Origin of the sequence: Ochrobactrum teleogrylli, assembly GCF_037482325.1 — a bacterium.
Taxonomy (GTDB): domain Bacteria; phylum Pseudomonadota; class Alphaproteobacteria; order Rhizobiales; family Rhizobiaceae; genus Brucella; species Brucella teleogrylli.
On the sequence record NZ_JBBHKQ010000001.1, the window covers coordinates 1009660 to 1035000 of the forward strand.

The window sequence follows — 25341 nt, forward strand, 5'->3', positions numbered from 1 at the left end:
GACCTTTATACATTGGAGGGCAAATGGCTCGCGTGGGGTATTTTCTGGTTGCCGTAGCAATCCTTGCTTCGTCTTTGACTTTTGAAGCGCGCGCCGAAGCTACCAGCGGCAAAATCGAGCTGCAGCATGGATGGCGTCTCATCCGGGACGACGACGCGAAAGCAGCACAGATCGACGTGCCCAATGCAGCTCTTGGCGACAGCGGCTACGCTATCCAGATTATGCCTTCCACCGTTTTGAACACGCTCAGCAAGGCTGGTGTCTACAAGGATATCTACTATGGGGACAATCTTACCAAGGTAGACAACACCCTGTGGAAACACCAATGGTGGTATCAGACCAAGCTCGATGTTCCAGAAGGGCACGACCGTTACACGCTCATCTTCAACGGGCTAAACTATCGCGGCGAAATCTGGCTGAACGGCCAAAATATCGCAGGTCCCGACACCGTTGTCGGCATGAGCCGCAAGTACGAGTTTGACGTCACCAAGCTGGTCCATCCCGGCGCAAATAATTTGCTGGCGGTTAAAATCACCCCGGAACAGCGCACCCCAAGCCTGACATTGGGTGACAGCCTTAATCCGGGGAAAGGCGAAGGTGTCGATCTGACCGACACCTGGATGGACTGGATCAACCTGAAATATCTCGGCGATTATGCGACAAAAACCTCCTTTATCCCCGATAAGGGCGCAGGTATCTGGCGCAAGGTCTATCTCACCTATGGCGGCGACGTTGCCTTGCGCAATCCTTATGTCAAAGCCGACCTGTCGGTGCCAGATCTGAAGACGGCGAAGCTCGATGTCTATGCCAATCTGATCAACCGCTCTTCAGAACCCGTTACGGGGGTGCTGCGCGGCGAGATCAGCCGGGAGGGCAAGCCCAGCATTCACCTCGAAAAGACCGTCACGCTCAAAGCCAACGAAACTCGCGAAGAAAGCTTTACCCCGGAACAAGTCAAGACGCTGAAGGTGAATAAGCCCGATGTCTGGTGGCCCTATATCTGGGGCAAGCCAAACCTCTACAATCTGAAACTCACCTTTAGCATCGGCGACAAGGTTTCCGATACAGCAACAACGGATTTCGGCATACGCAAGATCACGCAGCACATCGACAACTCCAAGCTGTTTCCGAAGTTCAAGAATCCCGGCAGCTTCTATATCAAGGTCAATGGCCGTGATTATCTGATTCGTGGCGCGGCCTATACGCCCGACCTGTTGTTCGACAACAATCCGCAGCGCGATCGCGACATCATCCGCTATGCGAAAGACCTTGGCGTCAACATGCTGCGCTGGGAGGGCAAGTTCGCCGATGATGACATGCTGGAGCTGGCCGACAAGGAAGGCATCCCGGTCATGCGCGGCCTCATGTGTTGCGGATCGTGGGAACTGTGGAGCCATTGGGACAAGGAAGACTACGCCGTCGCTTATGCCACAGTTCATGACATGATCGCGGATTTTCGCTCGCATGCCTCGGCCTTCATCTGGGCGAATGGCAGCGATGGACTGCCCCCGGCTCCCGTCCTTCAGGAATACCATGCCATTCTGAAAAAGATGCATTGGCAAAATGCGGTGGTCGATACGGTGTCCGCCCGCAACGGTGACTGGAGCGGCATCCATATGGCGGCGCCCTATTCATGGCGCGCGCCCGCCTTCTGGTTCAAGGGCGACATCATCGGCGCGATGGGCTCCATCGCTGAATCGGGCAATGACGAGACTATTCTGCCGCTGGACAGTCTGAAGAAATTCCTGCCAGCGGACAAGCTCTGGCCCATCAATGATTTCTGGTATATGCGCGCCGGTTCCGCACCCGGCAACAGCACGCTTGAAAGCGCCAAGGCGGCCATTGCCAATCGATATGGTCCTGCAGATAGCGTTGAAGATCTTGCGCGCAAGGCTCAGCTCACGACCTATGAAAATGTCCGCGCGCAGAACGAAGCCTATGGCGCGCTGGGTGGGGACGCCCACAAGATGACGATTTTCTGGATGCTTAACAGCCATTGGCCATCCTTCTTCGGTCATCTCTTCGATTATTATATGAAACAGGGCGGCGGCTATTTCGGAGCCAAGAAAGCCCTGCAGCCTTTAAGCGTTGTTTTTGACGGCTATGCGACCGGCAACCATTCCAAAGCCAAAATTTATCTCGTCAACCAGACTCTGGGGGGCTTGAAAAACCTAACAGTCAACGCCCGGCTCTACGACATAAACGGCAAGCTCAAGCACGAGAAGAATGTGACCGTCAAAACCACCGGTCCTACCACCTCGACAGTCGCCATGACGCTTCCGCGTTATGACGACATGGGCAAGGTTTATTTCGTCCGCCTGCAACTCCGCGATGCCAAGAACAAAGTGCTTGCGGAGAACACATATTGGCAATCGGCAAAGGACGACATTCCCGAAAACATGAGTCCTGACTCCATGATGGACGCGATGATACTCAAACAAAAGCAATGGGCGGATTTCACCCCGCTCAACACGATGCCGAAGGTGGAACTCAAAGCCACACTTGAAGAAATCGCCTTCCAAGACGACTTCCGCCGCTTCAAGATTTCGCTGAACAACCCGACCGACCACATCGCTTTCTTTGTCCGGGCGGAGCTTCGGCAAGACAATACCGCCGGTGAAATTCTGCCCATCACCTATGACGACAATTACGTCACGGTTTATCCCCGTGAGACGCGCGAAATCGTGGCGGAAGTCTCAAAAGCACAGATCAACGGGCAGAACCCGGTTGTCGCCATCGAAGGCTACAACACCCACTGATTGCAGTCGAAAAAACCAACGTCACTGAACCTCTTGATCAGAGCAGGCTCATGAAACCACTAGTCCAAACCCTAAAGCCTTTCCTCTGGTCCATTCCGGCGACGCTCCTCTGCTTTGGCGCACAGGCCGCTGAAAACGGTCTCGGCTTCTATCTGCTGGGGTCCAAGGGGCCGATGGCTGCGATCCTGCCCGCGCCCGGGCTCTATCTGCAGAACGACACCTACTTCTATCGCGCAAGTGCCGGTGCGTCCGCGCCGCTGCCGCTGGGCGGCGTGGTTGGTTTCGGTGTCGATGCCAAGGCCGTTGTCGACCTCCCAACCTTCATATGGTCCACGCCCTATGAACTTCTGGGAGGACGGCTGGCCTTTGGCTTGACCACACCCTTCGGCCATCAGAGTGTCGATGCTGATCTGGTCTATGGACCCTATTCGGGCGATATCGACAACAGCGTTACCAGGATCGGTGATCCGGTTGTCACCACTACAATCGGCTGGAACAGCGGCGACTTCCATTGGAGCCTCAATGGTATGGTCAATGTTCCCATTGGGGACTACCAGAAGGACTCGCTCGCCAATATTGCCTTCCACCGTTGGGGTGGCGATCTTTCCGCTGCGGGAACCTGGTTCGACCCGGCGCGCGGCCTCGACATATCCGGCGTAGTCGGCTTCACCTTCAACGGGAAAAACCACGAAACCGATTACCGCACCGGAACCGAATTCCATGTGGAAGGCGCGGTTTCGCAATATTTCTCGAAACAGTTCTCGCTCGGTGCCATCGGCTATTATTACCAGCAGATCAGCGACGACAGCGGCAGCGGAGCCGTGCTCGGCGGCTATCGCGGGCGCGTGGCGGCACTCGGTGTAACCGCGAGCTACAATTTCGAATTCGATAAAACACCGGTTCAGGCGCGGGTGAAATTGCTGCGTGAGTTTCACACCGAAAACCGGGTCGAGGGCACCGCAGCGTTTCTTACGCTTTCGGTTCCGCTTTACGTGAGCAAATGACCCGGCAATTTGGTCACGTCGAAAGCCCAGCGTGAATGGATCAGGATGTTAAAATGTTGTTAATATTTACTATTCTATTATATTAGCAATATATAATTTGATGACGACTTAATTAAAGAAAACACTTTCGGAAACTTCTTTTACTGTTTCAAATATAATTTATATAATTTATCCTAATAAGCGATTCTATACCTACCGAAAGAACCGCTATGCCTTTATCCGCCTCAGCGCAACTTACGATTGTGCAGCCATGACACATTTAAACATGCAGTCTTGCGCAAGGCACTTCACCCCATAGCACCCTGCGTCGCAGGATCAGCGTTGAAGCCCCAGCACGACGCAAGCTCCCAAACAATCTGAACAGACACAGCCGACCGTGCCCCCACGAAAGTCGGCGGGCCAAGACAACCGACGTTGGTTGTCCCTTGAACTATGCAGGATAATTTGATGCGGACCTACCCATTGCACAAACTGGCAGCCGTCCTTTCTGCGAGCACGGCGCTGCTTGCATTTCCTCTTACCGCAAATGCAGCGGACGTCGAATACATAGGCCCATCAGCTGGCGGCCTTTGGAGCACAGCAGGCAACTGGAGCAACAATGCTGTTCCAACAGCCGCTGACACTGTGATCATCAACCCGGGCACCCAAAGCATATCAATCAGCTCCGGACAAACCTATGCCGTTGGCAGGATCGACGTTCTTGACGGCTCCACTCTAAATGGCAACGGTATTGGAGGCTCGAACTCTGGCGGTACGTTAGTTATTTACGGCGTCGACGGGATTGGCTTCCATTCCTCCGCCAGCGGGTCGGGTGGTCAAGGCCCCAGAAGATTTCAACTTGTCAATGATGTAGCGTTCGTTGTCGACAATCCGAATGGCAGCACTGTCACACTTGCATATTTCGGCGCTATTGGCTTGACCGACAAGACACTCACTATCAACGCAACCCATGCCAATAATACGGTCGTCATCAGTGGGGCGATTTCCGGAACGGGCGGCATAGTCAAAACGGGCGACGGTCTGCTATGGACGGGCGCAGGAACCCACAGCTATACCGGCATCACGGATATTCAATCGGGCACGATTGAGCTCCGTGCCGCAGGAAGCTTGAAAACATCCAGCCTCATCAACGTAGATGGATTGTTTGACGTTACGGCCATCAACGCCGCTTCTACATCGATCCAGACCTTGACTGGCACGGGCGAGGTTCGGCTTGGAACCAAGACACTCGAGATCACAAACGCAAGCACAACATATGCCGGCGATATCAGCGGCACGGGCGGCGTCACGATCAGCAGCGGTGTTCTCACTCTGGCTGGCGCGACCAGCTATAGCGGCGCAACGTCGATTGCAGCCAGTGCGCGCCTTCAGCTCGGTGCGGGCGGCGCGACGGGCAGTCTGGCCAGCCAGCAAATCTCCAATGAGGGCGAACTGGCATTCAACCGCAACAATGCGTTTGATTTCAGCGCGGACATTTCTGGAAACGGTGCCGTGTTCCAGAGCGGAACGGGCACCACCACCCTGACGGGCAATAACACCTATAGCGGCGACACCAATATCGAAGCCGGAACCCTGAAAGCGGGTGCGACCAACGCCTTCAGCACGTCATCGGCTTTTACAGTTTCGTCCGGCGCGACGCTCGATCTCAACGACATGGATCAGACACTGGTGACGCTCGCCAATGCGGGTAATGTCAATTTCGGCACATCGACCAGCAACAATCTCCACATTACCGGCGATTATGTCGGCAATAACGGCATGCTGACGATCAATGCCGTTCTTGGCGACGACACGTCGAACACGAACACGATCGTGATTGATGGCAATACGTCGGGCACCAGCTTCCTCCATGTCAATAATCGCGGTGGAACGGGCGACAGCACGACGCTGGGCATCGAAGTCATCAAGGTCAACGGCAGTTCTGACGGTGATTTCATACTGGACGCGCAATATCGTGCAGGCGGCAGACCCGCTGTGGTGATCGGCGCGTATGAGTACGGCCTTTATAAAGGCAATGCTGAAGGTCAGAACACCAATGACTGGTATCTGATTTCCAAGAAGACGCCAGTGATCCCCACGCCAGATCCTGACCCCAATCCGGAAAACCCCAACACTGAAAATCCAGTTCCAGAGAAGCCGGAACCACAACCGGAAGGCAAGCTGCAAGCCGGTGCGCCGGTCTATGAGGCCTATTCGCAGCATCTGCTTGGGATGAACGGCGTCTCTTCGCTGCGCCAGCGCACGGGCAACCGCGTCTGGGTAGGGCAAACCACGTCTTCCGACAAGGAAACCGCAACCTCCATGGGCAATGGCGTCTGGGGCCGCATTGAAGGCGCGCATAATCGTCTTGAAGCCGACTACAGCACCACCGGAACCCAAATCCGTCAGAACATCTTCAAGATGCAGGCGGGTATTGACGGCGCATTTCTGGAAAATGAGCAGGGTCGCCTCATTGGCGGCATCTTCGGCCAATATATGCATGGCAAAACCAGAACATCGTCCAGCGACTTCGTGTCCGGCGATATTTCCACGGATGGTTATGGCCTCGGTGGAACCCTGACCTGGTATGGCGAGAACGGCTTTTATGCAGACGGGCTGGCGCAGGCGACATGGTATGACAGCGACCTGACCACATCGGCAGAAGGCGCATCGGCGCTCGCCACCGGAAGCCATGCTTTCGGCTATGCGCTGTCGCTGGAAAGCGGGCAGAAACTCGCCATCGACAACGATTTGTCGGTCACACCACAAGGCCAGCTGGTCTGTTCGTCGGTGGACGCCGACAACTTCATCGACGGTTTCGGCAGTGCCGTGCGGTTTGATCGTGGCGAGAGCCTGCAAGGCCGTCTCGGCCTCAATCTCGATTACGCATCTTCCTGGCAGAACGCCAAGGGCACAACCGACCGCGCCAGCCTCTACGGCATCGCCAACCTTTATTACGAATTCCGCGACGGCACCCGTGCCGATCTCGCAGGCGTCAGCCTGGCAAGCCGTCAGGATCGTCTGTGGGGCGGTCTCGGCGTCGGCGGCAGCTATGATTTCGACAATCAGCGCTATTCCGTGTTCGGCGAAGGACTGGTCAACACAAGCCTGAATAATTTCGGCGACAGCTACACGCTGAAGGGCAATGTCGGCCTGCGCGTCAACTGGTAAAGGCACGGCAGAGCGGCTTCGCATCACGAAGCCGCTCTCAATTATGTTACAGGGCCGATTGAACCAAATCGCCAGAGCCGCGTTTATTAAGCATTCGTTAACCATAACGGAGGCTGTCATGCTCTGGTACTACCGACTGGAAAGCAGTTTTGCCGCCGCATTCGTGATCGCTGCGGCAGTCACACTCTGGTTGATGTGAGGCGGAGGCCAACACCGCCCACTTTCTCCAACAACACAACAACGGAGGACCACACTATGCAGTGGCTCCATTGGATCGCGTTTGGAATGATTGCCGCCATGCCACTTGTCGTGTTCGGCATTACTTATCTTGAACTGGGTCGCAAATGATCTGAAATGATCGGGCTCGGCATCATCCGTCAGGGGACAGATGATGCCTTGCCTGCATAATGTCGTTCTCTTTCATGAGAGGCAAAACCACAATTTCGGATGACTTCTGTGTATGCAGCCCTTATGCACAGGAGAACGATTTTTCCCGGTTTTGCTGCATGAAAGGACATCACGATGAGCGACGCCATCCTGATTACGGTCGATGAACTGTTCGAACTCGTGAAGGACACACTCCGCAACGCCACATTCAGCGATGACCATGCAGCCGCAATCGCGCGCACCATCGTCGCCGCAGAACGCGACGGCTGCAAATCGCATGGCATTTACCGCATCGAAGGCTGCCTGCGCACCGTGAAGAGCGGCAAGGTGGCGACCGATGCCGTGCCCGTGCTGACCGTGGATGACAGCGCCGTGGTGCGCGTCGAAGCTCACGGCGGCTTTGCCAATCTCGCATTCGAAACCGGCAAATCGGCGCTGATCGAACGGGCGCGCAAGCTCGGTCTGGCCGCCCTCGTCATCAATGATTGCACCCATTTCGCAGCCCTCTGGCCGGAAGTGGAAGCGCTGGCCGACGAAGGCCTCGCAGCCATGGCCATGTGCCCGAGTTATGCGACCGTTGCGCCTGCGGGCGGCAGCAAGCCGCTTCTTGGCACCAATCCATTTGCGTTTGGCTGGCCGCGCACTGGCGAAAACCCCTATGTGTTCGATTTTGCAACCAGTGTCGCGGCACGCGGCGAACTGGAACTTTACCGCCGCGCCGGCAAGCAATTGCCGGAAGGCTGGGCGGTCGACGCCGAAGGCAATCCGACCACCAATCCGGAAGCAGCCCTAGCAGGCGCCATGCTGCCCTTCGGCCAGCACAAGGGTTCGGCCATTTCGACCATGATCGAGCTTCTGGCCGGCTCCATGATCGGCGATTTCAGCAGCCCGGAAGCGCTCGCCTATCTCGGCACCACGACGATTGCCCCGCGCCACGGCGAACTGATCCTCGCTTTCGACCCGACACGCATGGCCGGTGGGCGTCTCAATCCGATTCAGCACGGCGAAATCCTGCTGGAAGCCATTGCCGGTCAGGGTGCGCGCCTGCCTTCGCAGCGCCGTTTCGCGGCCCGACGTGAATCGCTCTCCAAGGGCATTTCGCTGACGCAGGCGGAAATGGAACAGCTCGAAATGCTGCGCCAGAAGGGCCTCGACGCCGTCGCGTAGGTCGGACCGCAACCAAATAAAAAAACCCCGCCAATTGGCGGGGTTTTTTATTTGCGAATTTTATAAAATTCAGGCTGCGTATTTCGCGACCGCGCCGCCCTGCTTGTTCCACTCTGCATACCAGGTCTGGAACAGCTTCAGCTGTGCTTCGCAATAACCGCGCTGGGCATCGGACAGCTTGTCCGTCTCGTTGAAATGCAGTTCGTATTCCGGGTTTCCGGTCACGACCATCATATGCTTGTAGAACAGGACGAGGTCCGGGCCTTCATCGAAGGAGGACAGCACGCCAAGTGCGGCTTCCAGTTCAAGCGCGGCAACGCGGGCCTCAACATCGCCCGCAGCAGCGGCCTTGGAAAGCGATACCAGATGCTGCACTTCTTTCGGCAGCACATTGCCGATGCCGGTGATGGCACCCTTTGCGCCGCAATTGACGAAGCCGTGGAACACGCCCGTATCGACACCGACCATCAGGGTCACATCGTCATCGGCGCTGGTGATGTTTTCTGCCGCATAACGCATGGCTTCCGCCCCGCCAAATTCCTTGAAGCCGATCAGGTTCGGATGCTCAGCGCGCAGCGCGAAGAAAAGATCGGCGCGGGTGGCAAAGCCGTAATAGGGGCTGTTGTAGATGACCGCCGGAAGATCGGGCGCAGCCGCCAAAATGGCCTTGAAGTGCGCCTTCTGGGCGGAAATCGACGAACCACGCGACAGAACGCGCGGGATGACCATCAGGCCCTTTGCGCCAACTTTCTGGGCATGAGCAGCGTGAGCGACAGCGGAAGCCGTGTTGACCGCGCCGGTGCCGACGACGACAGGCACGCCAGCCTTGGCCAGCGCTTCAACGCCCGCCATGCGCTGTTCGTCGGTGAGAAGCGGCCAGTCGCCCATCGAACCGCAATAGACGACGGCAGACATGCCAGCGGCGATCAGTTCCTTGCCCTTGCGCACCAGCGCATCGAAGTCCGGCGTACGGTCTGGCTTGCATGGCGTCATGAGTGCGGGAATGCAGCCGGAAAAAATATCAGAAGTCATGGTCCTGTCCTTGAATCTCTTCAACGCGTTTTTCAATCAACCAGAGTCTACTACCGGCTTGAGCAAGCCTTGTATGAAATCAAATATACACAATGTATTTTTCTTGTCGACTAAAATTTCAATTGCAACTACGATCTAATCACCATCACAAAGGTTATTGCGGATAACGGCGTGAAAGCATGCCTCCCGGCTCTTCCCGCCCGCCCCTTTCAATAAAGGACACGCCATGAGCAATGCACCATCCAGCCAATCGGCAAACCGGTCTGAGGGCCAATCTGCCGACCGCAAGAAGGGCTCGGGCGTCAAGATGGTCTATGATGTGCTGCGCGATGAAATCATCGATCTTTCGCTCGCGCCCGGCAGCCCCATTGATGAAAACCAGCTGGCCGAACGCTTTGCCATGTCGCGCACGCCGATCCGCGAGGCGCTTGTGAGGCTTGCCAGCGACGGGCTGGTGACGACGCTCCCCAACCGCTCGACGGTGGTTTCGAATATCGACTTTCTGAGCCTGCCTGCCTTTTTCGACGCGATCACCCTGATGTACCGCGTCACGACGCGGCTTGCCGCACGCCACCGCACCAAAGCGGACCTCAAGATCATCCGCGCCCATCAGGAAGATTTTGCCAGGGCCGTGCGCGCACAAAACGCGCTGGACATGATTTCGACCAATCACGATTTTCATGCGGCGATTGCCGAGGCCGGGCGCAATCCGTTCTATACGAGTTTTTTCGCACGCCTTCTTGATGAAGGCCGTCGTTTGCTGCGCCTTTATTATTCGTCCTTCTCGGACCAGCTGCCGGAACAATATGTGACGGAGCACGAAGACATGATCCGCGCTATTGAGGAGCAGGATGTCGAAACGGCAGACCGGCTCGGCAAGGCGCATGGCGACCAGATCGTACAGCAGATCCGCAAGCTGATCGCCGAAGACCGGCGTGACGTGATGGAACTCTGATCAGCCGCCATTCACCAGCGCGAGGACAAGCTGCTGCACATTGCCGCCATTGCCCATTTCGACCCGGTCGAAATCGCGGCCTTGCGCGCGTTGCACGGCAACCAGATCGGTGATTTCCTTGATCAGCACCTTGCGCATTTTCTGGCATTTCGGATCGTTGGGCACGGAAAGTCCAACCGTACGGCGCACGATTTCCCGCGTCATGTCCTTGGCGCTGTCGCCATGCACCAGCTCGTGCTTGCGGATGCCTTCGATGAAGACGTCCCAGTTTTCGCGCACCGGCGACGGCAGCTTTTGTGACGGCTTCGGCAGCGTATAGGTGATCTTCAGCTTCGGTTTTGCCGACAGAATCGTGCAGCCATTGTTGCTTTTATCGAATTTGCGGTCCCAGGTCAGCACATAGCTCGTATGGGCGATCACCCGTCCAATCCCGATCTTCGGCCCGCGCTGGCCAATGGATCGATAGAGATCAATGCCGGTCTGCCCGGTAATGGCGTAAGGCTTGACCTCTTCGACGGCCTTCCAGTCGTCTTCAGCATAAGCGGGCACCGCCAAGAGCAGTGCAAGAATTGCCAGTCCAACGATTTTCTTCACGACCACCCCATCAACAACAAGATGCCGGGCAACTTACAGGAGCGGATTGCATTGCAGAAGCCATGCTTTTCGTTTGCCGAAAACTATTGTCCACAGTGACGGGAATCGAAGGAGATTGACTCCCGCCACCCATCATCGTTTGATCGCATCATGCATGGGGGTTCTGCGGGGTGGCATTTTTGCCGGAGCAAGGAAAAACCATCTCATTCAAACAAGAAAATGGAGTTGCGTTGTGCTCAAATCCACCAGACGGGGAATAATTCATCTTGCCTTAGCTCTTGCCGCCACCACGGCGATCGGCACTTTCGCTACCGCAGCGGAAGCCAAGGACAAGATCCTCCTAATCATCAACGGCGCGCTCGGCGACAAATCATTCTTTGATTCCGCCGCCAAGGGCATGAAGATGATCAAGGACAAATATGGCGACGAGGTAGAGACCAAGATTCTCGAAATCGGCGACGATCCGACCAAGTGGGAGCCGGTCTTCCTCGACGCGTCCGAACAGGACTGGGACCTGATCATCGGCGGCACCTACCAGATGTCGGAAACCGTCGGTTCGGTCGCCAAGCAGTATCCGGACAAGAAATACGTGCTTTACGATGCGAGCGTGCCTTATGAAGAAGGCGGCTATGACAACGTCTATTCCATCCAGTACAAGCAGAACGAGGGCTCCTATCTCGGCGGCATGCTGGCGGCTTCGCTGCTGAAAGACGGCAAGCTTGGCGATACGGGCAAGAATCTCGGCTTCCTCGGCGGCATGGATATTCCGGTCATCAACGACTTCCTCGCTGGCTATATTGCAGGCGCACAGTCGGTCACGCCGGATGTGAAGATCGCCATTTCCTATGCCGGTTCATTCATGGATGCCGCCAAGGGCAAGGAACTCGGCCTCGCGCAATATCGCTCCGATGTGGCGCTTGGCTTTGTGGTCGCGTCGCAGACCGGCCTCGGCCAGCTTTCGGCTGCCAAGGAAACCGGCAAATATGTGCTCGGCGTCGATTCCGATCAGGAAGCGATCTTCAAGGACAGCGACCCGGCCATTGCCAAGCAGGTTGTCAGCTCCGTGCTGAAAAACGTCGATGTCAGCCTGTTGCAGGCCTATGATCGCTTCAAGGCAGGCGACCTGCCTTTCGGCAAGGCGGAAGCGCTTGGCCTGAAGGAAGGCGCAGTTGGCATCGTGATGGATGGCAACATGGCCACCATGGCCAGCGAGGAAACCAAGGATGCCATCAAGAAGGCCTCCGACGAAATTTCCGAAGGAAAGATCACGGTTCCGACCGGCTTTGGGCTCAGCACTGAAGACCTCAATGCCATGCGCAACAAGGTTCGTCCCTGATCGTGGCAAATCAAGCTGAAACACATGAAGGCGGCGATGCCATCGTCGCCTTCCGCGATGTGAGCAAGGTCTATCCGAACGGCACCGTCGCGCTGCGCGACGTGTCGTTTACGATCCGCGCCGGATCGATCCACGCCATCTGCGGCGAGAACGGTGCCGGTAAATCGACGCTCATGAAAATCCTGTTCGGCATCGAGAATGCCACGGCGGGCGAAATCGTCGTCGATGGCCAGCACATTACCGCATGGTCGCCCGAAGATGCCGCAGCCAAGGGCATCGGCATGGTGCACCAGCATTTTTCGCTGGTGCCGACGCTGACCGTGACCGAAAACATCATTCTCGGCCATGAACCGGTGAAGGCCGGGCTGATCGACCGCGTTGCCGCGCGCAAAATGGTCGATGAACTGATGCAGCATTATGACCTGCATGCCGACCCGGATGCGATCACGGGCACACTATCCGTCGCAGCCCAGCAAAAGGTCGAAATCCTGAAGGCGCTGGCGCGCCGCACACGCCTGCTGATCCTCGATGAACCGACTGCCGTTCTCTCTCCGCCGGAGATCGAGGAACTGATGCGACGGCTGAAAAGCCTGCGCGACGACGGCATCACCATTCTTTTCATTTCGCACAAGCTGAACGAAGTGCGCGAACTGGCGGAAAGCGTCACCGTGCTGCGCGCCGGTGCTGTCACCGGCACGGAAAAGCTTGCCGATGTGCCCGACGATGCCATCATGCAGATGGTGATGGGCCACGCGGTGGATATTCCAAAACGCGCCCACAAGACCGGTCCGACCAGAACTGTTCTCACCATGAATGGCGTGACGACCATGGCGCCCGATCCTGCCGACCGCATCAACGATATCACCCTCACCATTGGCGCAGGCGAAATCGTCGGCGTTGCGGGTGTGGATGGCAGCGGCCAGCGCGGCCTCGTCTCCGTCCTGTCCGGTCTGGCGGAAGCCGCGACCGGCACTATCAGCTTCAACGACGCAAACATGCTGCGCGCCGATACGGCCAGCTGGCGCAAAAAGGGCCTTGCCTATCTTCCTGCCGACCGCTTTTCGCAAGGCGGCGCGCCGGGCCTGTCGCTGGCGGAAAATGCCATCGCTGGAACCGACCGCAACCCGGACACCGATCAGGGGCCGTTCCTGCGCTGGAATGCGATCAAGACGCGCGTGCAGGATATGATCAGGCGCTATTCCGTGCGCGCCGGCGCGATTACGGAGCGGCTCGATTCCCTTTCCGGCGGCAATGCGCAAAAGCTGATTGCAGCGCGCGAGCTGGCGACCAATCCGAAATTTCTCATCGCCGATCAGCCGACGCGCGGCATCGACGTTTCGGCGGCGGCTTTCCTGCATCGCCGCATCGATGAAGTGGCGCAGGGCGGCTGCGCGGTTCTGCTGGTCAGCGCCGATCTCGACGAATTGCTGCGCCTCAGCGACCGTGTCGTTGTGCTTTTCAACGGGCGCATCGTTGCCCATCTTGAAAACGGGCCCGACATCACACCTGCGACGCTCGGCCCCTATATGCTCGGAACCAAGGTGGCTGCCTGATGCGCAAAATTCTGGCTTCCCTCGTTCCGTTCTTCCTGACCGTGCTGGTCATTGCCGTCATTATGGCCGTGCTGCTGGTGCCGCTGGCACTGATGCAGGATGACCCGGCGGCGATTCTGAAGACGTTTTTCCTCGGCCCCTTCGGCAGCATCCGCCATATGGGCAATATGGTGGAAGCGGCAACACCGATCATGCTGACCGGGCTTGCCATCACCATCATGTTCCGCTCCGGCTTGTTCAATCTCGGTGCCGAAAGCGGCTTCTTTCTGGGCGCGCTCGGCGCGGTGACGGGTGCCGTGCTGATCCCGTCGCTCGGCTGGTTCTCGCTGCCTGTCGCCATTCTGTGCGGCGCGGTTGCGGGCAGCTTTGCCTGCACCATTCCGGCGGCTTTGCGCCTGCGCTACGGCGCATCGGAAATGGTGACCTCGCTGGTGCTGAACTATGCCTTCCTGTTCCTCGGCCTGTTCGTGCTGAATTATGTCATCCGCGATCCGGCTGCGGGCGGCATGATGTCCTACAGAATTCCCGCCGAGGCCAAGCTCGACCGGCTTCTGGCGGGCACACGCCTCAACAGCGGCTCGATCATCGCCATTCTGGCCTGTATCGCGGGCGGCATCTGGCTTTACTGGACGCGCTCCGGCCTTGATATCCGCATTGCGGGCTCCAGCCCCGGCTTCGCCAATCATCTCGGCCTACCGCTGAAACGTATCATCATGCGGGCGCAGATTGTCGGCGGTCTGGTGGCGGGCATGGCAGGGGCGCTCGAAGTGCTCGGGCTTCATGCGCGCTTTTCCTGGCTGGACCTGCCCGGCTATGGCTGGACCGGCCTTGTCGTCGCCATTCTGGCGCGGGAAAACCCGTTCATGCTCATCCCGGCTGCCCTGTTCCTCGGCTTTGTTCAGGTGGGCGGCGATCTTCTCGCCCGCAACATGAATATTCCGACCGAGGTGGTCGGGCTGGTGACCGCCGCCATCATGGTGGGTGCCACGGCCAGCGTCATCCATAACCATCCGACCGTGCTGCGGCTGATCCGAAGCCTGCGCAATCGTGAAGGCGAACAAGCCGGAGTGCAGCCATGAGCACCGTTCTCGCACAAATTCTCGATCCGTCCTTCATCGGCACGATCCTGCGTGTGGCGACGCCGCTTCTGCTGGCAGCGCTTGGCGTGATGATTTCCGACCGCGCCGGTGTTCTGAACATCGGCATGGAAGGCATGATGCTTGTGGCGGCGCTCATCGCCGTTCTGGCCAGTGCCGCAACGGGAAGCCCGGCCATCGGCCTTTTGGCCGCGCTGATTGCGGGCGCGCTTCTCGGCTGGATCATGTCGGTTTCGGTCAACCGTCTCGGCACCGACCTCATCATGACCGGCATTGCGCTCAACATTGCGGCGGCGGCGGCAACCACGCTCGGCCTTTATCTCGCCACCGGCGACAAGGGCATGTCGGGCGCGCTGAAAAGCGGCGCATTGCCAAGCCTGCCAGTGCCTTTCATCGGCAATATTCATGTGCTGACCTTCGCCGCCCTTCTGGCCGTCCCGGCGGTCAGCCTGTTGATGATGCGCACCCGTTTCGGCCTGCATCTGCGCGCCACCGGCGTCGATCCCAAATCGGCGCGCGCCGCAGGCATTCAGGTCCGGCGTGTGCAGATGCAGGCGCTTGTCCTGTCCGGCCTCTTCGGCGGTGCGGCGGGCGCCTATCTTTCACTGGGCTATGTGACCTGGTTTGCCCAGAACATGACTGCCGGTCGCGGCTTTATCGCGATTGCAGCCGAAGTGATGGGACAGGGAACGGCATGGGGCACGCTTGCCGCGAGCCTTGTACTGGCGGCTGCGGAATCGCTTGCCATCACGCTGCAAAGTCTCGGACTGCCGTTCGAACTGATGCAGATGATCCCCTATCTCGTTCCGGTGGTCGTGCTGACGATCCATGCCGCCCGCAAGCAGCGGCGCGCACGGCAATTGAAGAACTCCTGACATGCATGAAAATGAGAAGAACATGAAGGCTTGGGAACTGACCCGCGATCTGCTGCGCGACACCAAACCCGTGGTGCGGACGGCGGAAGAACAGACATGGGATGCGAGCGCCGTCATGAAGGCGCAGGACGATCTCATGGCCATGTTCTGGAAAAGCAATGTGCCCGGATCGGCAGCACCCGAATGCCTGATGGCAGGCGCGCTGCAATCGCTCGAAAACAAGGGCTATGTGCTGGAACCCTATGCAGAGCTTCTCAGCGATGGGCTGGCAGCGCTTGAGCGTGGCGATTTCGAAACGCTCTACCGGATCGACATGCGCCTGCGCGTGCTGATGCGGGCAGCAACGCCCGACCCGAACCACATTTCGCAGAAGACAGTGCGATATGGGTCGTGGGAGGAGTTCGACGCCGCCGTCCAATGGCCGGATGATGTGCTCTACGCTGTGCATGCAGACGATTTCCGCGACCGCACCGCAGCCGCATGGATGGCGCAACTCGTGGGCGCGGCGGCGGGAACGGCACTGGAAGGCTATACGGCTGAAAACATCATGGAGGTTTTCGGGCCGATCCGCGATTATGTGCGCGAGCCCAACACCTATAATGACGATATCACCTTCGAAATCGCCTTTCTGGAAGCCTTTGGCGACAAGGGTTCCGCTGTCACCAGCCGCGATATTGCCGAGCGCTGGACCGCGCTGATCCCGCTTGGCTGGTCGGCGGAAGCCATCGCGCTTTCCAATATGCGCCGTGGCCTGACGCCGCCGGAAACCGGCACATCAGACAATCCATTCGATGAATGGATCGGCGCGCAGATGCGTGGCACCATTTGCGGCATGGTTGTGCCCGGTCGCGCCCGCGAAGCGGCACGGCTTGCATGGATGGACGCCGAAATCTCCCATGCCGGCAACGGCATTCTGGGCGAGGTGTTCAACGCCGTCATGGCCGCCTGCGCTTTTGTGGTGAAAGACACGCGCGAACTGCTTGTCTCAACGATTGGGCTGTTTTCAACCGAAACGGAATATGGCGCTGTTCTGGCCTTCGCGCTTGATGCCTGCCATTCCGCAGCCAGCTGGCAGGACGCATGGGCGAAATGCGATGCGGAATATGCCGAATATAACTGGATCCACGTCTATCCGAATGCGGCGGCTCAGGTTATCGCCTTGTGGTTCGGCGAAGGCGATTTCGACCGCACGCTCGAAATCGTGTGCGGCATTGGTCACGACGTCGACTGCAACGCCGCGCAGATCCTGAGCATGATCGCCATCCAGCACGGCTCCGGTATCATCGCGGAACGTTGGTCGAAGCCGCTTTTGGCCGACGACATCGTCACCTATATGCGCCGCCCGGCGAAAATCTCTTTCGAAGCGCTTGTCGACCAGACGGTCGATGCAGCGCGCAACGCTCTTTAATTCCCCTATTAGGAACCCTAACATGGCCCGTAAAATCATTATCGATACCGATCCCGGTCAGGACGACGCCGTTGCCATTCTGCTGGCGCTCGCAAGCCCGGAGCTGGACATTCTCGGCATTACCGCTGTTGCGGGCAACGGCCCGCTGGCGCGCACGGAAATCAATGCGCGCACCATCTGCGAAGTGGCGAAGAAGCCGGACACCAAGGTGTTTGCAGGTTCCATCCGCCCGCTGGTACGCCCGCTTGTGACGGCTGAAAACGTGCATGGCAAAACCGGTCTCGACGGCTATGACCTGCCCAAGCCGACAATGCCGCTGCAGGCGCAGCACGGCGTCGATTTCATCATCGAAACGCTGATGAAAGAGGAACCCGGCACCGTCACGCTTTGCCCGCTGGGACCGCTCACCAACATCGCCTCCGCGCTGATCCGCGAACCGAAGATCGCCGAACGCGTCAAGGAAATCGTGCTGATGGGCGGCGGCTATTTCGAAGGCGGCAACATCACGCCTTCGGCGGAATTCAACATCTATGTCGACCCGCATGCCGCAGCGGTTGTGTTCAAATCCGGCATCCAGATCACCATGCTGCCGCTCGATGTGACGCACAAAGTGCTGACCACCGAAAAACGCATCGCCGCCATTCGCGGTCTCGGCACCCATGTCGGTGAAGTCGTCGCGGCATGGCTCGAATTCTTCGAGCGCTATGACGAGGCGAAATACGGCACCGATGGCGGCCCGCTGCATGATCCAAACGTGATCGCCTATCTGTTGAAGCCGGAGCTTTACTCCGGTCGCCATTGCAATGTGGAAATCGAAATCAATTCGGAGCTGACCATCGGTGAAACCGTCGTCGACTGGTGGGAAGTGACCGACCGCCCGAAGAACGCGCTCTTCATCAAGGATGTCGATGCGGATGGTTTCTTCGCGCTTTTGACGGAACGTCTGGCGACGCTCTGATCCCTCGTCAAAACGAAAAAGCCGCGCTGGTCCAGCCAGCGCGGCTTGCTGTTTGACGACTGAAATTCAGGCGCTGGCGATCAGCGCTTCCACTTCGCGCGCGGTCGGTGCTGCCGCACCAGCACCTGCCCGCGTGACTGCTATCGCGCCCGAGGCGGACGCGAAACGCACGCAATCATGCAGCGATTTTCCATCCGCATAGGCAACCGCAAAGCCGCCATTGAAACTGTCACCGGCAGCGACCGTATCCACGACTTTGACCTTGAATGGCTCGAAATGCCTGACCTCATCCGCCGTGACCAGCAGTGCCCCACGACTGCCAAGCTTGAGGATGACAGTCTTGGGGCCGCGTTCCAGAAGGTTGCGGCCTGCCGCTTCTGCCGAGGCCAGATCGGTTGGCTCAATGCCGGTGATTTCGGCGGCTTCCGTCTCGTTTGGTGAGATGATATCGCAAAGTGCGATCAGGTCCGCCATGCGGCTGGCATCGCCAACCGGCGCCGGATCGAACAGCACCTGACCGCCGGAAGCCCTTACCGCCCCTGCAACAGCCAGATTAACCTCATGCGGCACTTCGCGCTGCAAGAGGGTGATCTTCGCCTTGGCAATATCGGCAGCATAAGCGTCGATATCGGCTGCCGACCAATGCGCATTGGCACCCGCACAAACCGCAATCGTGTTCTGGCCGGCCTCGTCAACCTGAATGATCGCCATGCCCGTATCGACACCATCGGTCACACGCACGCCAACCGTATTGAGCCCGAATTCCTGCATCTGCTTGACGGCCAGATCACCGAAAGCATCGTTGCCCACCGCGCCGACAAAACGCACATCGCCGCCAAGCTTGGCGACAGCCACAGCCTGATTGGCGCCCTTGCCGCCGAGACCGATGCCATAGCCCGATGCATTCACCGTCTGCCCCGGACGAGGCAGCGCCGCCATGCGGGCGCTGACATCCACATTCACACTGCCGAAAATAAAAATCTTCAACGGCTTCCTCCATAGAACTTTAGGGCACCATAGAGCATTTCCAGCAAAAGTGCGAAGCGGTTTTGCGTAGGATAATGCGCAAAAACAAATAGATAGAGCGAAGAAAACTTCCATGTCGGCAGTTCTGTCGTGCACAGACAGAAAAGCCGCGAGACGATCCCGCGGCTTTTCTTCAATCATGGCACAAGCGGCTTATTCGGCTTTCAGGAAATCGCCGACTTCCAGCAGCACGAATTCATTGTCGTCAACCTTGTCGAGCGAACGGCCAGCCGAGAACGGCAGATTGTTGTCGTTACCGACGATGATATGGGTATCGTCTACGCGGTCGACATTTTCGATGGTCAGGAAGGGCATGTCGTAAATGGCGTCATGACCGCCCTGACGGCGCTTGTTGTCCGGGTCGGCAATGGCCAGCAGGTCGATATAGCCGATCTTGCGCACTTCCTTGCCGACATTGCTGTCGTCGAAGGAAATCTTGTAAATGCGCTTCACCTGGGACGGCACGTCGAAGCAATCGGCTTGCGGCTTCTTCGGATCGGCACAGGCCTTTTCCGCAACACCAACGCCGTTGTCACGCTCGATCACCAGACCCGTGCTGGCGTCCAGCATGTTGAAATCGCCAATTGCTTCGCCGCCATCGGCCAGAGGATAGAGCCACGAACGACCCGTCCATTTCTTGTCGGCCACGCTGAACTCGATAATACGCAGGCCGGTCTTGCCGCTTTCGGTCTTTTCCGGCGCGCCATCGACGAAAAGCGGGCCTTCGAGAAGACCATAAAGCTTCGAACCATCCTTCGACATGGCAAGGCCTTCGAAGCCACCCGAACGCTTCAGATTGTATGCCGGAAGTTTGAGGCTCGGATTGGCAGGCAAAGCGAGCTTCGGATTGTCCGGCGAAACGACCGGCGTTTCACCCACCTGCGTCGCGAATACGTCGGTCAGTTTGCCTTCAGTATCGAATTTCAAAAGGAAGGGACCGAATTCCTCGCCCACCCAGAAACCATCCGCCACCGGCTGGATCGATTCCACGTCGAAATCGGCCCCGGTCAGATAGCGCTTTTCCGCGCCTTCCATGACAATCGGAAACGGCGCCTTCTTGTCCGGGTCTGTGAGGAACAGGGTTTTTACCCGCTCGACCTTGCCATTGTCCCAGTCGAATTTCACATTGTGCAGCATCAGCATGGCATCGGGCGAGTTGAGCTTCGACCCAAAACCATTGTCCGACAGCGTCCAGAAGCTGCCATCTTCCATCGTCTTGATGCCGGAAAAGCCCTGCACCGGCTGGCCGTCGAAAGGAAGCGAAAGGCCGGTCTTGCGCACGCCATCCTTGCCCTCGATCGTGCCGATGCCCTCGGCGCGTTTGCGGTCGGCGGTGGTGAACTTGCCGGAGGTCTTCAAATGGTCTGCCGCATCATCCGGTGCCGCGATAACCGTGTTGGCTGGCAGGATCGCATGAGCCTTGAGCGTTGCCGGAAAGGCTTTTTCCTCAGCCGAGGCCGGTGCGATGGTGAAAGCCAGCAGGCTAGCGAGAAGGGTCGAAGTGCCTAAAGAGCGATGCATGGAATGTCCCCGTTCCGATTGAGCAATGCGCATTGGGTAAGCAAGCTTCGTGACACGTGCTTGACTGTCCAATGAAGCTTTGAAGACTTCCGTGCCGGCGAGAGGAAAAACCAACTTCGTCAGTATGGAATATTTTTCCTCTATTCGGCGGGCAACTATGACGTTAATTTCCTGCGTCGCTGCATGAGGGAAAATATGACCGACAATTCGTCCGTTCGCCGCAATATTCTTATCCTGACGATGGCACAGGCGCTCGGCGCGTCGAGCCCGCCCATCGTCATCTCGCTTGGCGGTCTTGTCGGGCAGAAATTGTCGTCTGATCCAGCCCTTGTCACCCTGCCCGTCAGCCTGTTCAATCTGGGGCTCGCGCTTGGCACATTGCCTGCCGCATTTTTCATGCGCCAACTCGGACGGCGCAATGCCTATATGCTCGGCGCACTTGTCGGCGTGGCGGCGGGGTTGATCGCAGCCGCCGGCATTTTCTCGGCATCGTTCCTGATCTTCTGCCTTGGCACGCTGGCGGCGGGTCTCTATGCCGCCTATGTGCAAAGCTATCGCTTTGCCGCAGCAGACGCCGCCAGCGGCGACATGAAGGCCAAAGCAATTTCCTATGTGATGGTCGGCGGTCTTATCGCCGCAATCGTCGGCCCGCAATTGGTGATCTGGACGCGCGATACCATCCCCGACGCCATGTTCGCGGGCAGTTTTCTGAGCCAGGCGGTGCTTGGCCTCCTGGCATTGCCGGTGCTGTTCATGCTGCGCGCGCCCAAGGCCGTCAAAGCAGCCAATGCCAACAACGACACCGGCAGACCCCTGATCGAAATTCTGAAAATGCCGCGCTTCATCCTGTCGGTCGCGGCGGGTGTCTGTTCCTATGCCCTGATGACCTTCGTGATGACGGCGGCGCCTATCGCCATGGTCGGCCATGGCCATTCGGTGGACCATGCGGCGCTTGGCATTCAGTGGCACGTGCTGGCCATGTTTGGACCGAGCTTCTTCACCGGCAAACTGATTGCCCGTTATGGCAAGGAAAAGATCACCGCGCTCGGGCTTATCCTGATCGCCGGGGCTGCAGCCGTCGCGCTCGGCGGCTTCGATGTCGGCCATTTCTGGTTTGCGCTGATCCTGCTTGGCATCGGCTGGAATTTCGGCTTCATCGGTGCCACCGCGATGGTCACCGACTGCCACACGCCCGCCGAACGCGGCAAGGCACAAGGCGCCAATGATTTCATCATGTTCGGCACGGTTGCCTGCGCTTCGTTCTTCGCGGGATCGCTGCTGCACGCTTCCGGTTGGGAAACCATCAACTGGCTGGTTTTCCCCGCTGTCGCGCTGGTGTTTGTGCCGCTGATCCTGCGCCTGAAACCCAAGGTCGTGACACAATAATCAGCTTGGCAAATAAGCACACTATCGTGACTTGGACTTAGTTTCGCCAGAAGCTATCTCTACTGAAATGCACCGATCCGATTCCGTCAGGCCGGTGTTCTATTTCAATTTCCTAATCATTGATGCACGCCGCATACTCAAGTTTTTGAACGTCGGGCGAACCGCTGGAATGAGACTATGATCAACGATCTTACCGACGAAATGTTCTGGCTGTTCACCATCGGTGTCTGCATCCTGTTCTTCATCCGCCTGCTGTCGCCGCCCCCGGCAATGCGCAGCAAAACATCCGCGCAGACGCTTCCGCGCCCGCGTTGGCGTTCACGGCGCAGGGCTTTCCGCGAGCGCTGGATGGCGCGCAGCAAGGACGCGCAGCGTCCTAACGCATAAAGATCAGCGCCATGCCGACCACGGCAAAGGCGGCCCCGAGCCATGCGCCCGCTGCCGGGCGCTCGCCTGTTCGCAGCCAGAGCAGCGGCAATATGATGACGGGCGTTGTGGCCGAAATGGTCGAGACAATGCCCGCTTTCCCGCCCGACAAAGCAAAAAGCAGCAAGGTCATGCCGACGCCAAGCGACAGGAAGCCGGTCAGGGCCGTCATCGCTCCAACCCGCCAGTTGAGCGGATTGCGGGGCTTGACGGCTGCGAAGGGCAGCTGCATCAAAACCGACAGACAGGTGGCGGCAATACCGACCCGCAACATGGAGCCGACAAACGGGTCGATGCCCGTTTCCATCACCGGACGTGCGATGATCGAGCCGATGGCCTGACCAAGCGCCGACAAAAGCCCGAGGCCGACACCTGCCCACAGCGACCCTTTGATCGTTTCCCATGGATGCTGCTGATTGGCGCGCTTGCCAAAGAAGATCGCCAGCGAAACACCGAAAACCGTGATGACAATACCGAGCACGGCGGTCAGGGAAAGCGTTTCACCTAGCACCAGCCAGCCCAGCAATGCGGTCATTGGCGCATTCATGGCGAACAAAATGCCGGAGCGGCGGGGCCCAAGCCTGTTCAGCGTGATGAAAAGCAGGGTGTCGCCCAGAAAAATGCCGATGAAACCTGAAAGCAGCAACGGCAGAACGACATCGCCGGTCAATTGCTGCCATTTTCCGGTGGCAATCACGTAGATGGCGAGCAGGCTCGACACGAACACCTGGCGCACACGATTGAAGGCAAGCGCGCCCAGATGACCGGCTGGCCAGGCGGAAATGAGGCCCGTCAGTGCCCAGCACGTTGCTGCCCCCGCCGCAGCCAGCTCATAGATCGGCATGTTATTCCTGCAATAAACGTTATGCCGCTTTCTATCGGGGCAGGAAAATGCCGTCTATTTCATTCTCGTGAACTGGCTATCACCGAAATCGAACAATAAACGAAACAGCTCTATCGGTAACCCATGTTGCTCATAAGAGGCGCCTTGCTTTTAGATCGTTTCAGACCAGAAGTCGCAAATTGGCTGCTGTGGAACCAAGCACCGGGTCATATACCCATGAAATAGTTTTCGGTTTGAGTGGTTTGTGATTCACTGTCTCCATTCATTTGAAGGCAATGATGGCCCGTTTTGATTTAACTGATTTCGAATGGTCCGCAATTGAACCGCTTCATCCGACCAAAGTGCATGGTAAGGCCCACGTTGACGCTCGACGTGTTTTGAACCGTATATTCTGGCGGCTGAGAACAGGTGCGCCATGGGCAGATATTCCAGCCCGCTCCGGTCTGTACGACTGTAAATCGCTTCAACAGATGGCGCCATTCAGGGCACCGGGCGCGCATTCTCAACGCGATATTAGATGCTTACGACGGCGATATACAGTTGATCGACTGCTCGTCAATTCGCATCCTGAAGAGGTGAGACCTCAAAAAATAGATCCCGTGAATCGATTGCAGGTCGAACGGGTTGCTCCTTGAAGCGTGCACAAGCCGTACCCGCATACGACCTGGATGGTGCATGGACCGAAGCTTATAGTATTTTCAGGGAAGTTTGGTTGCGGGGGCAGGATTTGAACCTGCGGCCTTCAGGTTATGAGCCTGACGAGCTACCGGGCTGCTCCACCCCGCGCCAGGGTGTTTTATTTTAGAACCGGTTGGGTATTTTTAGCGATTATCGCATGTTTGGAGTGTTTTGTATGATTTGAGAAGATGTTTTAATTTGTGTGCTTAGCAGACCTGGCAGCGACCTACTCTCCCGCATCTTAAGATGAAGTACCATTGGCGCTGGAGCGTTTCACGGCCGAGTTCGGAATGGGATCGGGTGCAGCCGCTCCGCCATAACCACCAGGTCGGCGAAGAACACAAATTGAGAAGCTGGATTAGGGGAGTAGGGGAATAGGGCAGTAAGGGAGTATGTTAGCTCACTGTTTCCTCTGCTCTTATTTTCTTTCTGCACTGATAAACAATAAGCACGCGACTGCGTGCCGCCGGTTGTCCGGCGCCCTGTCCGGAGCGAAGCGGCTTTAGCCGCGACAGCGTGAGGACAGAAGTTAAAGCTGGTATTCGTCAAGCGAAGCTTGATGGATATTGTAAATGGGAGTGATCAAGTCGATCGAGCTATTAGTACCGGTAAGCTGCATGCGTTGCCGCACTTCCACACCCGGCCTATCAACGTGGTGGTCTTCCACGGCTCTGATAGGGAATACTCGTTTTTAGGTGGGTTTCCCGCTTAGATGCCTTCAGCGGTTATCCCGTCCGTATATAGCTACCCTGCTATGCCGTTGGCACGACAACAGGTCCACCAGAGATACGTCCATCCCGGTCCTCTCGTACTAGGGACAGATCCTATCAATATTCCTACACCCACGGCAGATAGGGACCGAACTGTCTCACGACGTTCTGAACCCAACTCACGTACCGCTTTAAATGGCGAACAGCCATACCCTTGGGACCTGCTCCAGCCCCAGGATGCGATGAGTCGACATCGAGGTGCCAAACAACCCCGTCGATATGGACTCTTGGGGGTCATCAGCCTGTTATCCCCGGCGTACCTTTTATCCGTTGAGCGATGGCCCTTCCACGCGGGACCACCGGATCACTATGACCGACTTTCGTCTCTGCTCGACTTGTCAGTCTTGCAGTCAGGCAGGCTTATGCCATTGCACTCGACGAACGATTTCCGACCGTTCTGAGCCTACCATCGCGC

The 25341-nt window shown here is 57.7% G+C and carries 18 protein-coding genes, 1 tRNA gene, 2 rRNA genes and 1 pseudogene (1 of these 22 only partly in view); 14 read left to right on the top strand and 8 right to left on the bottom strand.

Going from position 1 to position 25341, the window contains the following annotated elements; translation table 11 throughout:
• Nucleotides 1–23 precede the first annotated feature (23 nt).
• From WIX40_RS04670 to WIX40_RS04685, 4 genes are all read left to right on the top strand, one after another.
• On the top strand, nt 24–2759 hold the full coding sequence (locus WIX40_RS04670; protein ID WP_339438807.1) for a glycosyl hydrolase 2 galactose-binding domain-containing protein: 2736 nt from the start codon (nt 24–26) through the stop codon (nt 2757–2759).
• 50 nt (nt 2760–2809) lie between these two features.
• Nucleotides 2810–3763 (top strand): SphA family protein, encoded by a 954-nt coding sequence (locus WIX40_RS04675; protein WP_339438809.1) that lies wholly within the window; start codon nt 2810–2812, stop codon nt 3761–3763.
• 915 nt (nt 3764–4678) lie between these two features.
• Nucleotides 4679–6913, top strand: a complete 2235-nt coding sequence (locus tag WIX40_RS04680; RefSeq protein WP_339438811.1) for an autotransporter family protein — start codon at nt 4679–4681, stop codon at nt 6911–6913.
• Between the two features lie 522 nt (nt 6914–7435).
• The gene (locus WIX40_RS04685) at nt 7436–8467 is read left to right on the top strand and encodes an Ldh family oxidoreductase (RefSeq protein WP_339438813.1); all 1032 of its coding nucleotides are present in this window, start codon (nt 7436–7438) and stop codon (nt 8465–8467) included.
• Nucleotides 8468–8536: 69 nt separating this feature from the next.
• Here WIX40_RS04685 and WIX40_RS04690 read toward each other — a convergent pair whose 3' ends face one another.
• Complete coding sequence (locus tag WIX40_RS04690) at nt 8537–9499, bottom strand: dihydrodipicolinate synthase family protein (RefSeq protein WP_109367848.1); 963 nt, start codon at nt 9497–9499, stop codon at nt 8537–8539.
• A gap of 226 nt (nt 9500–9725) precedes the next feature.
• Here WIX40_RS04690 and WIX40_RS04695 point away from each other — a divergent pair, with 226 nt between their 5' ends.
• The gene (locus tag WIX40_RS04695) at nt 9726–10454 is read left to right on the top strand and encodes a GntR family transcriptional regulator (RefSeq protein WP_339438815.1); all 729 of its coding nucleotides are present in this window, start codon (nt 9726–9728) and stop codon (nt 10452–10454) included.
• On the opposite strand, the gene WIX40_RS04700 is transcribed toward WIX40_RS04695, so the two are convergent.
• Complete coding sequence (locus WIX40_RS04700; protein WP_371834120.1) at nt 10455–11048, bottom strand: DUF922 domain-containing Zn-dependent protease; 594 nt, start codon at nt 11046–11048, stop codon at nt 10455–10457.
• 232 nt (nt 11049–11280) lie between these two features.
• On the opposite strand from WIX40_RS04700, the gene WIX40_RS04705 reads away from it, so the two are divergent.
• Genes WIX40_RS04705 through WIX40_RS04730 form a run of 6 tightly spaced genes read left to right on the top strand, consistent with a single transcriptional unit; the run spans nt 11281 to nt 18275 of the window.
• Nucleotides 11281–12384 (top strand): BMP family ABC transporter substrate-binding protein, encoded by a 1104-nt coding sequence (locus tag WIX40_RS04705; protein ID WP_339438816.1) that lies wholly within the window; start codon nt 11281–11283, stop codon nt 12382–12384.
• Nucleotides 12385–12386: 2 nt separating this feature from the next.
• Nucleotides 12387–13937: an ABC transporter ATP-binding protein gene (locus WIX40_RS04710; protein ID WP_339438817.1), complete on the top strand. Its 1551-nt coding sequence runs from the start codon at nt 12387–12389 to the stop codon at nt 13935–13937.
• Nucleotides 13937–15016, top strand: a complete 1080-nt coding sequence (locus tag WIX40_RS04715) for an ABC transporter permease (RefSeq protein WP_339438818.1) — start codon at nt 13937–13939, stop codon at nt 15014–15016. Before WIX40_RS04710 ends, WIX40_RS04715 begins: the two co-directional genes overlap by 1 nt.
• Nucleotides 15013–15909, top strand: a complete 897-nt coding sequence (locus WIX40_RS04720) for an ABC transporter permease (protein WP_140023519.1) — start codon at nt 15013–15015, stop codon at nt 15907–15909. Before WIX40_RS04715 ends, WIX40_RS04720 begins: the two co-directional genes overlap by 4 nt.
• Before the next feature lie 22 nt (nt 15910–15931).
• Complete coding sequence (locus tag WIX40_RS04725; protein ID WP_339438823.1) at nt 15932–17317, top strand: ADP-ribosylglycohydrolase family protein; 1386 nt, start codon at nt 15932–15934, stop codon at nt 17315–17317.
• Between the two features lie 22 nt (nt 17318–17339).
• Nucleotides 17340–18275, top strand: coding sequence for a nucleoside hydrolase (locus WIX40_RS04730; protein ID WP_078339011.1), 936 nt, complete (start codon nt 17340–17342; stop codon nt 18273–18275).
• Nucleotides 18276–18341: 66 nt separating this feature from the next.
• On the opposite strand, the gene rbsK is transcribed toward WIX40_RS04730, so the two are convergent.
• Together rbsK and WIX40_RS04740 are read right to left on the bottom strand one after the other, a co-directional pair.
• Entirely contained in the window at nt 18342–19214 is an 873-nt protein-coding gene (rbsK, locus tag WIX40_RS04735; RefSeq protein WP_339440939.1) for a ribokinase, read from the bottom strand.
• Between the two features lie 240 nt (nt 19215–19454).
• Nucleotides 19455–20822, bottom strand: a complete 1368-nt coding sequence (locus WIX40_RS04740) for an esterase-like activity of phytase family protein (protein ID WP_339438828.1) — start codon at nt 20820–20822, stop codon at nt 19455–19457.
• Between the two features lie 195 nt (nt 20823–21017).
• Here WIX40_RS04740 and WIX40_RS04745 point away from each other — a divergent pair, with 195 nt between their 5' ends.
• Entirely contained in the window at nt 21018–22208 is a 1191-nt protein-coding gene (locus WIX40_RS04745) for an MFS transporter (protein ID WP_339438830.1), read from the top strand.
• A gap of 177 nt (nt 22209–22385) precedes the next feature.
• A complete protein-coding gene (locus WIX40_RS04750; protein WP_109367858.1) occupies nt 22386–22595 on the top strand; it encodes a hypothetical protein in 210 nt (69 codons plus the stop codon).
• Here WIX40_RS04750 and WIX40_RS04755 read toward each other — a convergent pair.
• Nucleotides 22585–23478, bottom strand: coding sequence for a DMT family transporter (locus tag WIX40_RS04755; RefSeq protein WP_339438832.1), 894 nt, complete (start codon nt 23476–23478; stop codon nt 22585–22587). The genes WIX40_RS04750 and WIX40_RS04755 overlap by 11 nt on opposite strands.
• 278 nt (nt 23479–23756) lie before the next feature.
• Between WIX40_RS04755 and WIX40_RS04760 the strand changes: the two are divergent.
• Nucleotides 23757–24045: pseudogene (locus tag WIX40_RS04760) on the top strand (transposase); the annotation flags it as partial.
• 142 nt (nt 24046–24187) lie between these two features.
• Here WIX40_RS04760 and WIX40_RS04765 read toward each other — a convergent pair.
• From WIX40_RS04765 to WIX40_RS04775, 3 genes are all read right to left on the bottom strand, one after another.
• Nucleotides 24188–24264, bottom strand: a tRNA-Met gene (locus WIX40_RS04765).
• A 105-nt stretch (nt 24265–24369) separates the two neighbouring features.
• Nucleotides 24370–24484 (bottom strand): 5S ribosomal RNA (rrf, locus tag WIX40_RS04770).
• A 250-nt stretch (nt 24485–24734) separates the two neighbouring features.
• Nucleotides 24735–25341 (bottom strand): 23S ribosomal RNA (locus tag WIX40_RS04775); it runs 2206 nt beyond the window's last position.

Excerpts from the sequence above, each read along its gene's own strand:
- WIX40_RS04695 (WP_339438815.1), top strand. The coding sequence starts at position 9,726 with ATGAGCAATGCACCATCCAGCCAATCGGCAAACCGGTCTGAGGGCCAA.
- WIX40_RS04750 (WP_109367858.1), top strand. The coding sequence starts at position 22,386 with ATGATCAACGATCTTACCGACGAAATGTTCTGGCTGTTCACCATCGGT.
- WIX40_RS04670 (WP_339438807.1), top strand. The coding sequence starts at position 24 with ATGGCTCGCGTGGGGTATTTTCTGGTTGCCGTAGCAATCCTTGCTTCG.
- WIX40_RS04690 (WP_109367848.1), bottom strand. The coding sequence starts at position 9,499 with ATGACTTCTGATATTTTTTCCGGCTGCATTCCCGCACTCATGACGCCA.
- WIX40_RS04715 (WP_339438818.1), top strand. The coding sequence starts at position 13,937 with ATGCGCAAAATTCTGGCTTCCCTCGTTCCGTTCTTCCTGACCGTGCTG.
- WIX40_RS04725 (WP_339438823.1), top strand. The coding sequence starts at position 15,932 with ATGAAGGCTTGGGAACTGACCCGCGATCTGCTGCGCGACACCAAACCC.
- WIX40_RS04755 (WP_339438832.1), bottom strand. The coding sequence starts at position 23,478 with ATGCCGATCTATGAGCTGGCTGCGGCGGGGGCAGCAACGTGCTGGGCA.
- WIX40_RS04675 (WP_339438809.1), top strand. The coding sequence starts at position 2,810 with ATGAAACCACTAGTCCAAACCCTAAAGCCTTTCCTCTGGTCCATTCCG.
- WIX40_RS04745 (WP_339438830.1), top strand. The coding sequence starts at position 21,018 with ATGACCGACAATTCGTCCGTTCGCCGCAATATTCTTATCCTGACGATG.
- WIX40_RS04730 (WP_078339011.1), top strand. The coding sequence starts at position 17,340 with ATGGCCCGTAAAATCATTATCGATACCGATCCCGGTCAGGACGACGCC.
- WIX40_RS04720 (WP_140023519.1), top strand. The coding sequence starts at position 15,013 with ATGAGCACCGTTCTCGCACAAATTCTCGATCCGTCCTTCATCGGCACG.
- WIX40_RS04740 (WP_339438828.1), bottom strand. The coding sequence starts at position 20,822 with ATGCATCGCTCTTTAGGCACTTCGACCCTTCTCGCTAGCCTGCTGGCT.
- WIX40_RS04685 (WP_339438813.1), top strand. The coding sequence starts at position 7,436 with ATGAGCGACGCCATCCTGATTACGGTCGATGAACTGTTCGAACTCGTG.
- rbsK (WP_339440939.1), bottom strand. The coding sequence starts at position 19,214 with ATGGCGGCGCTGCCTCGTCCGGGGCAGACGGTGAATGCATCGGGCTAT.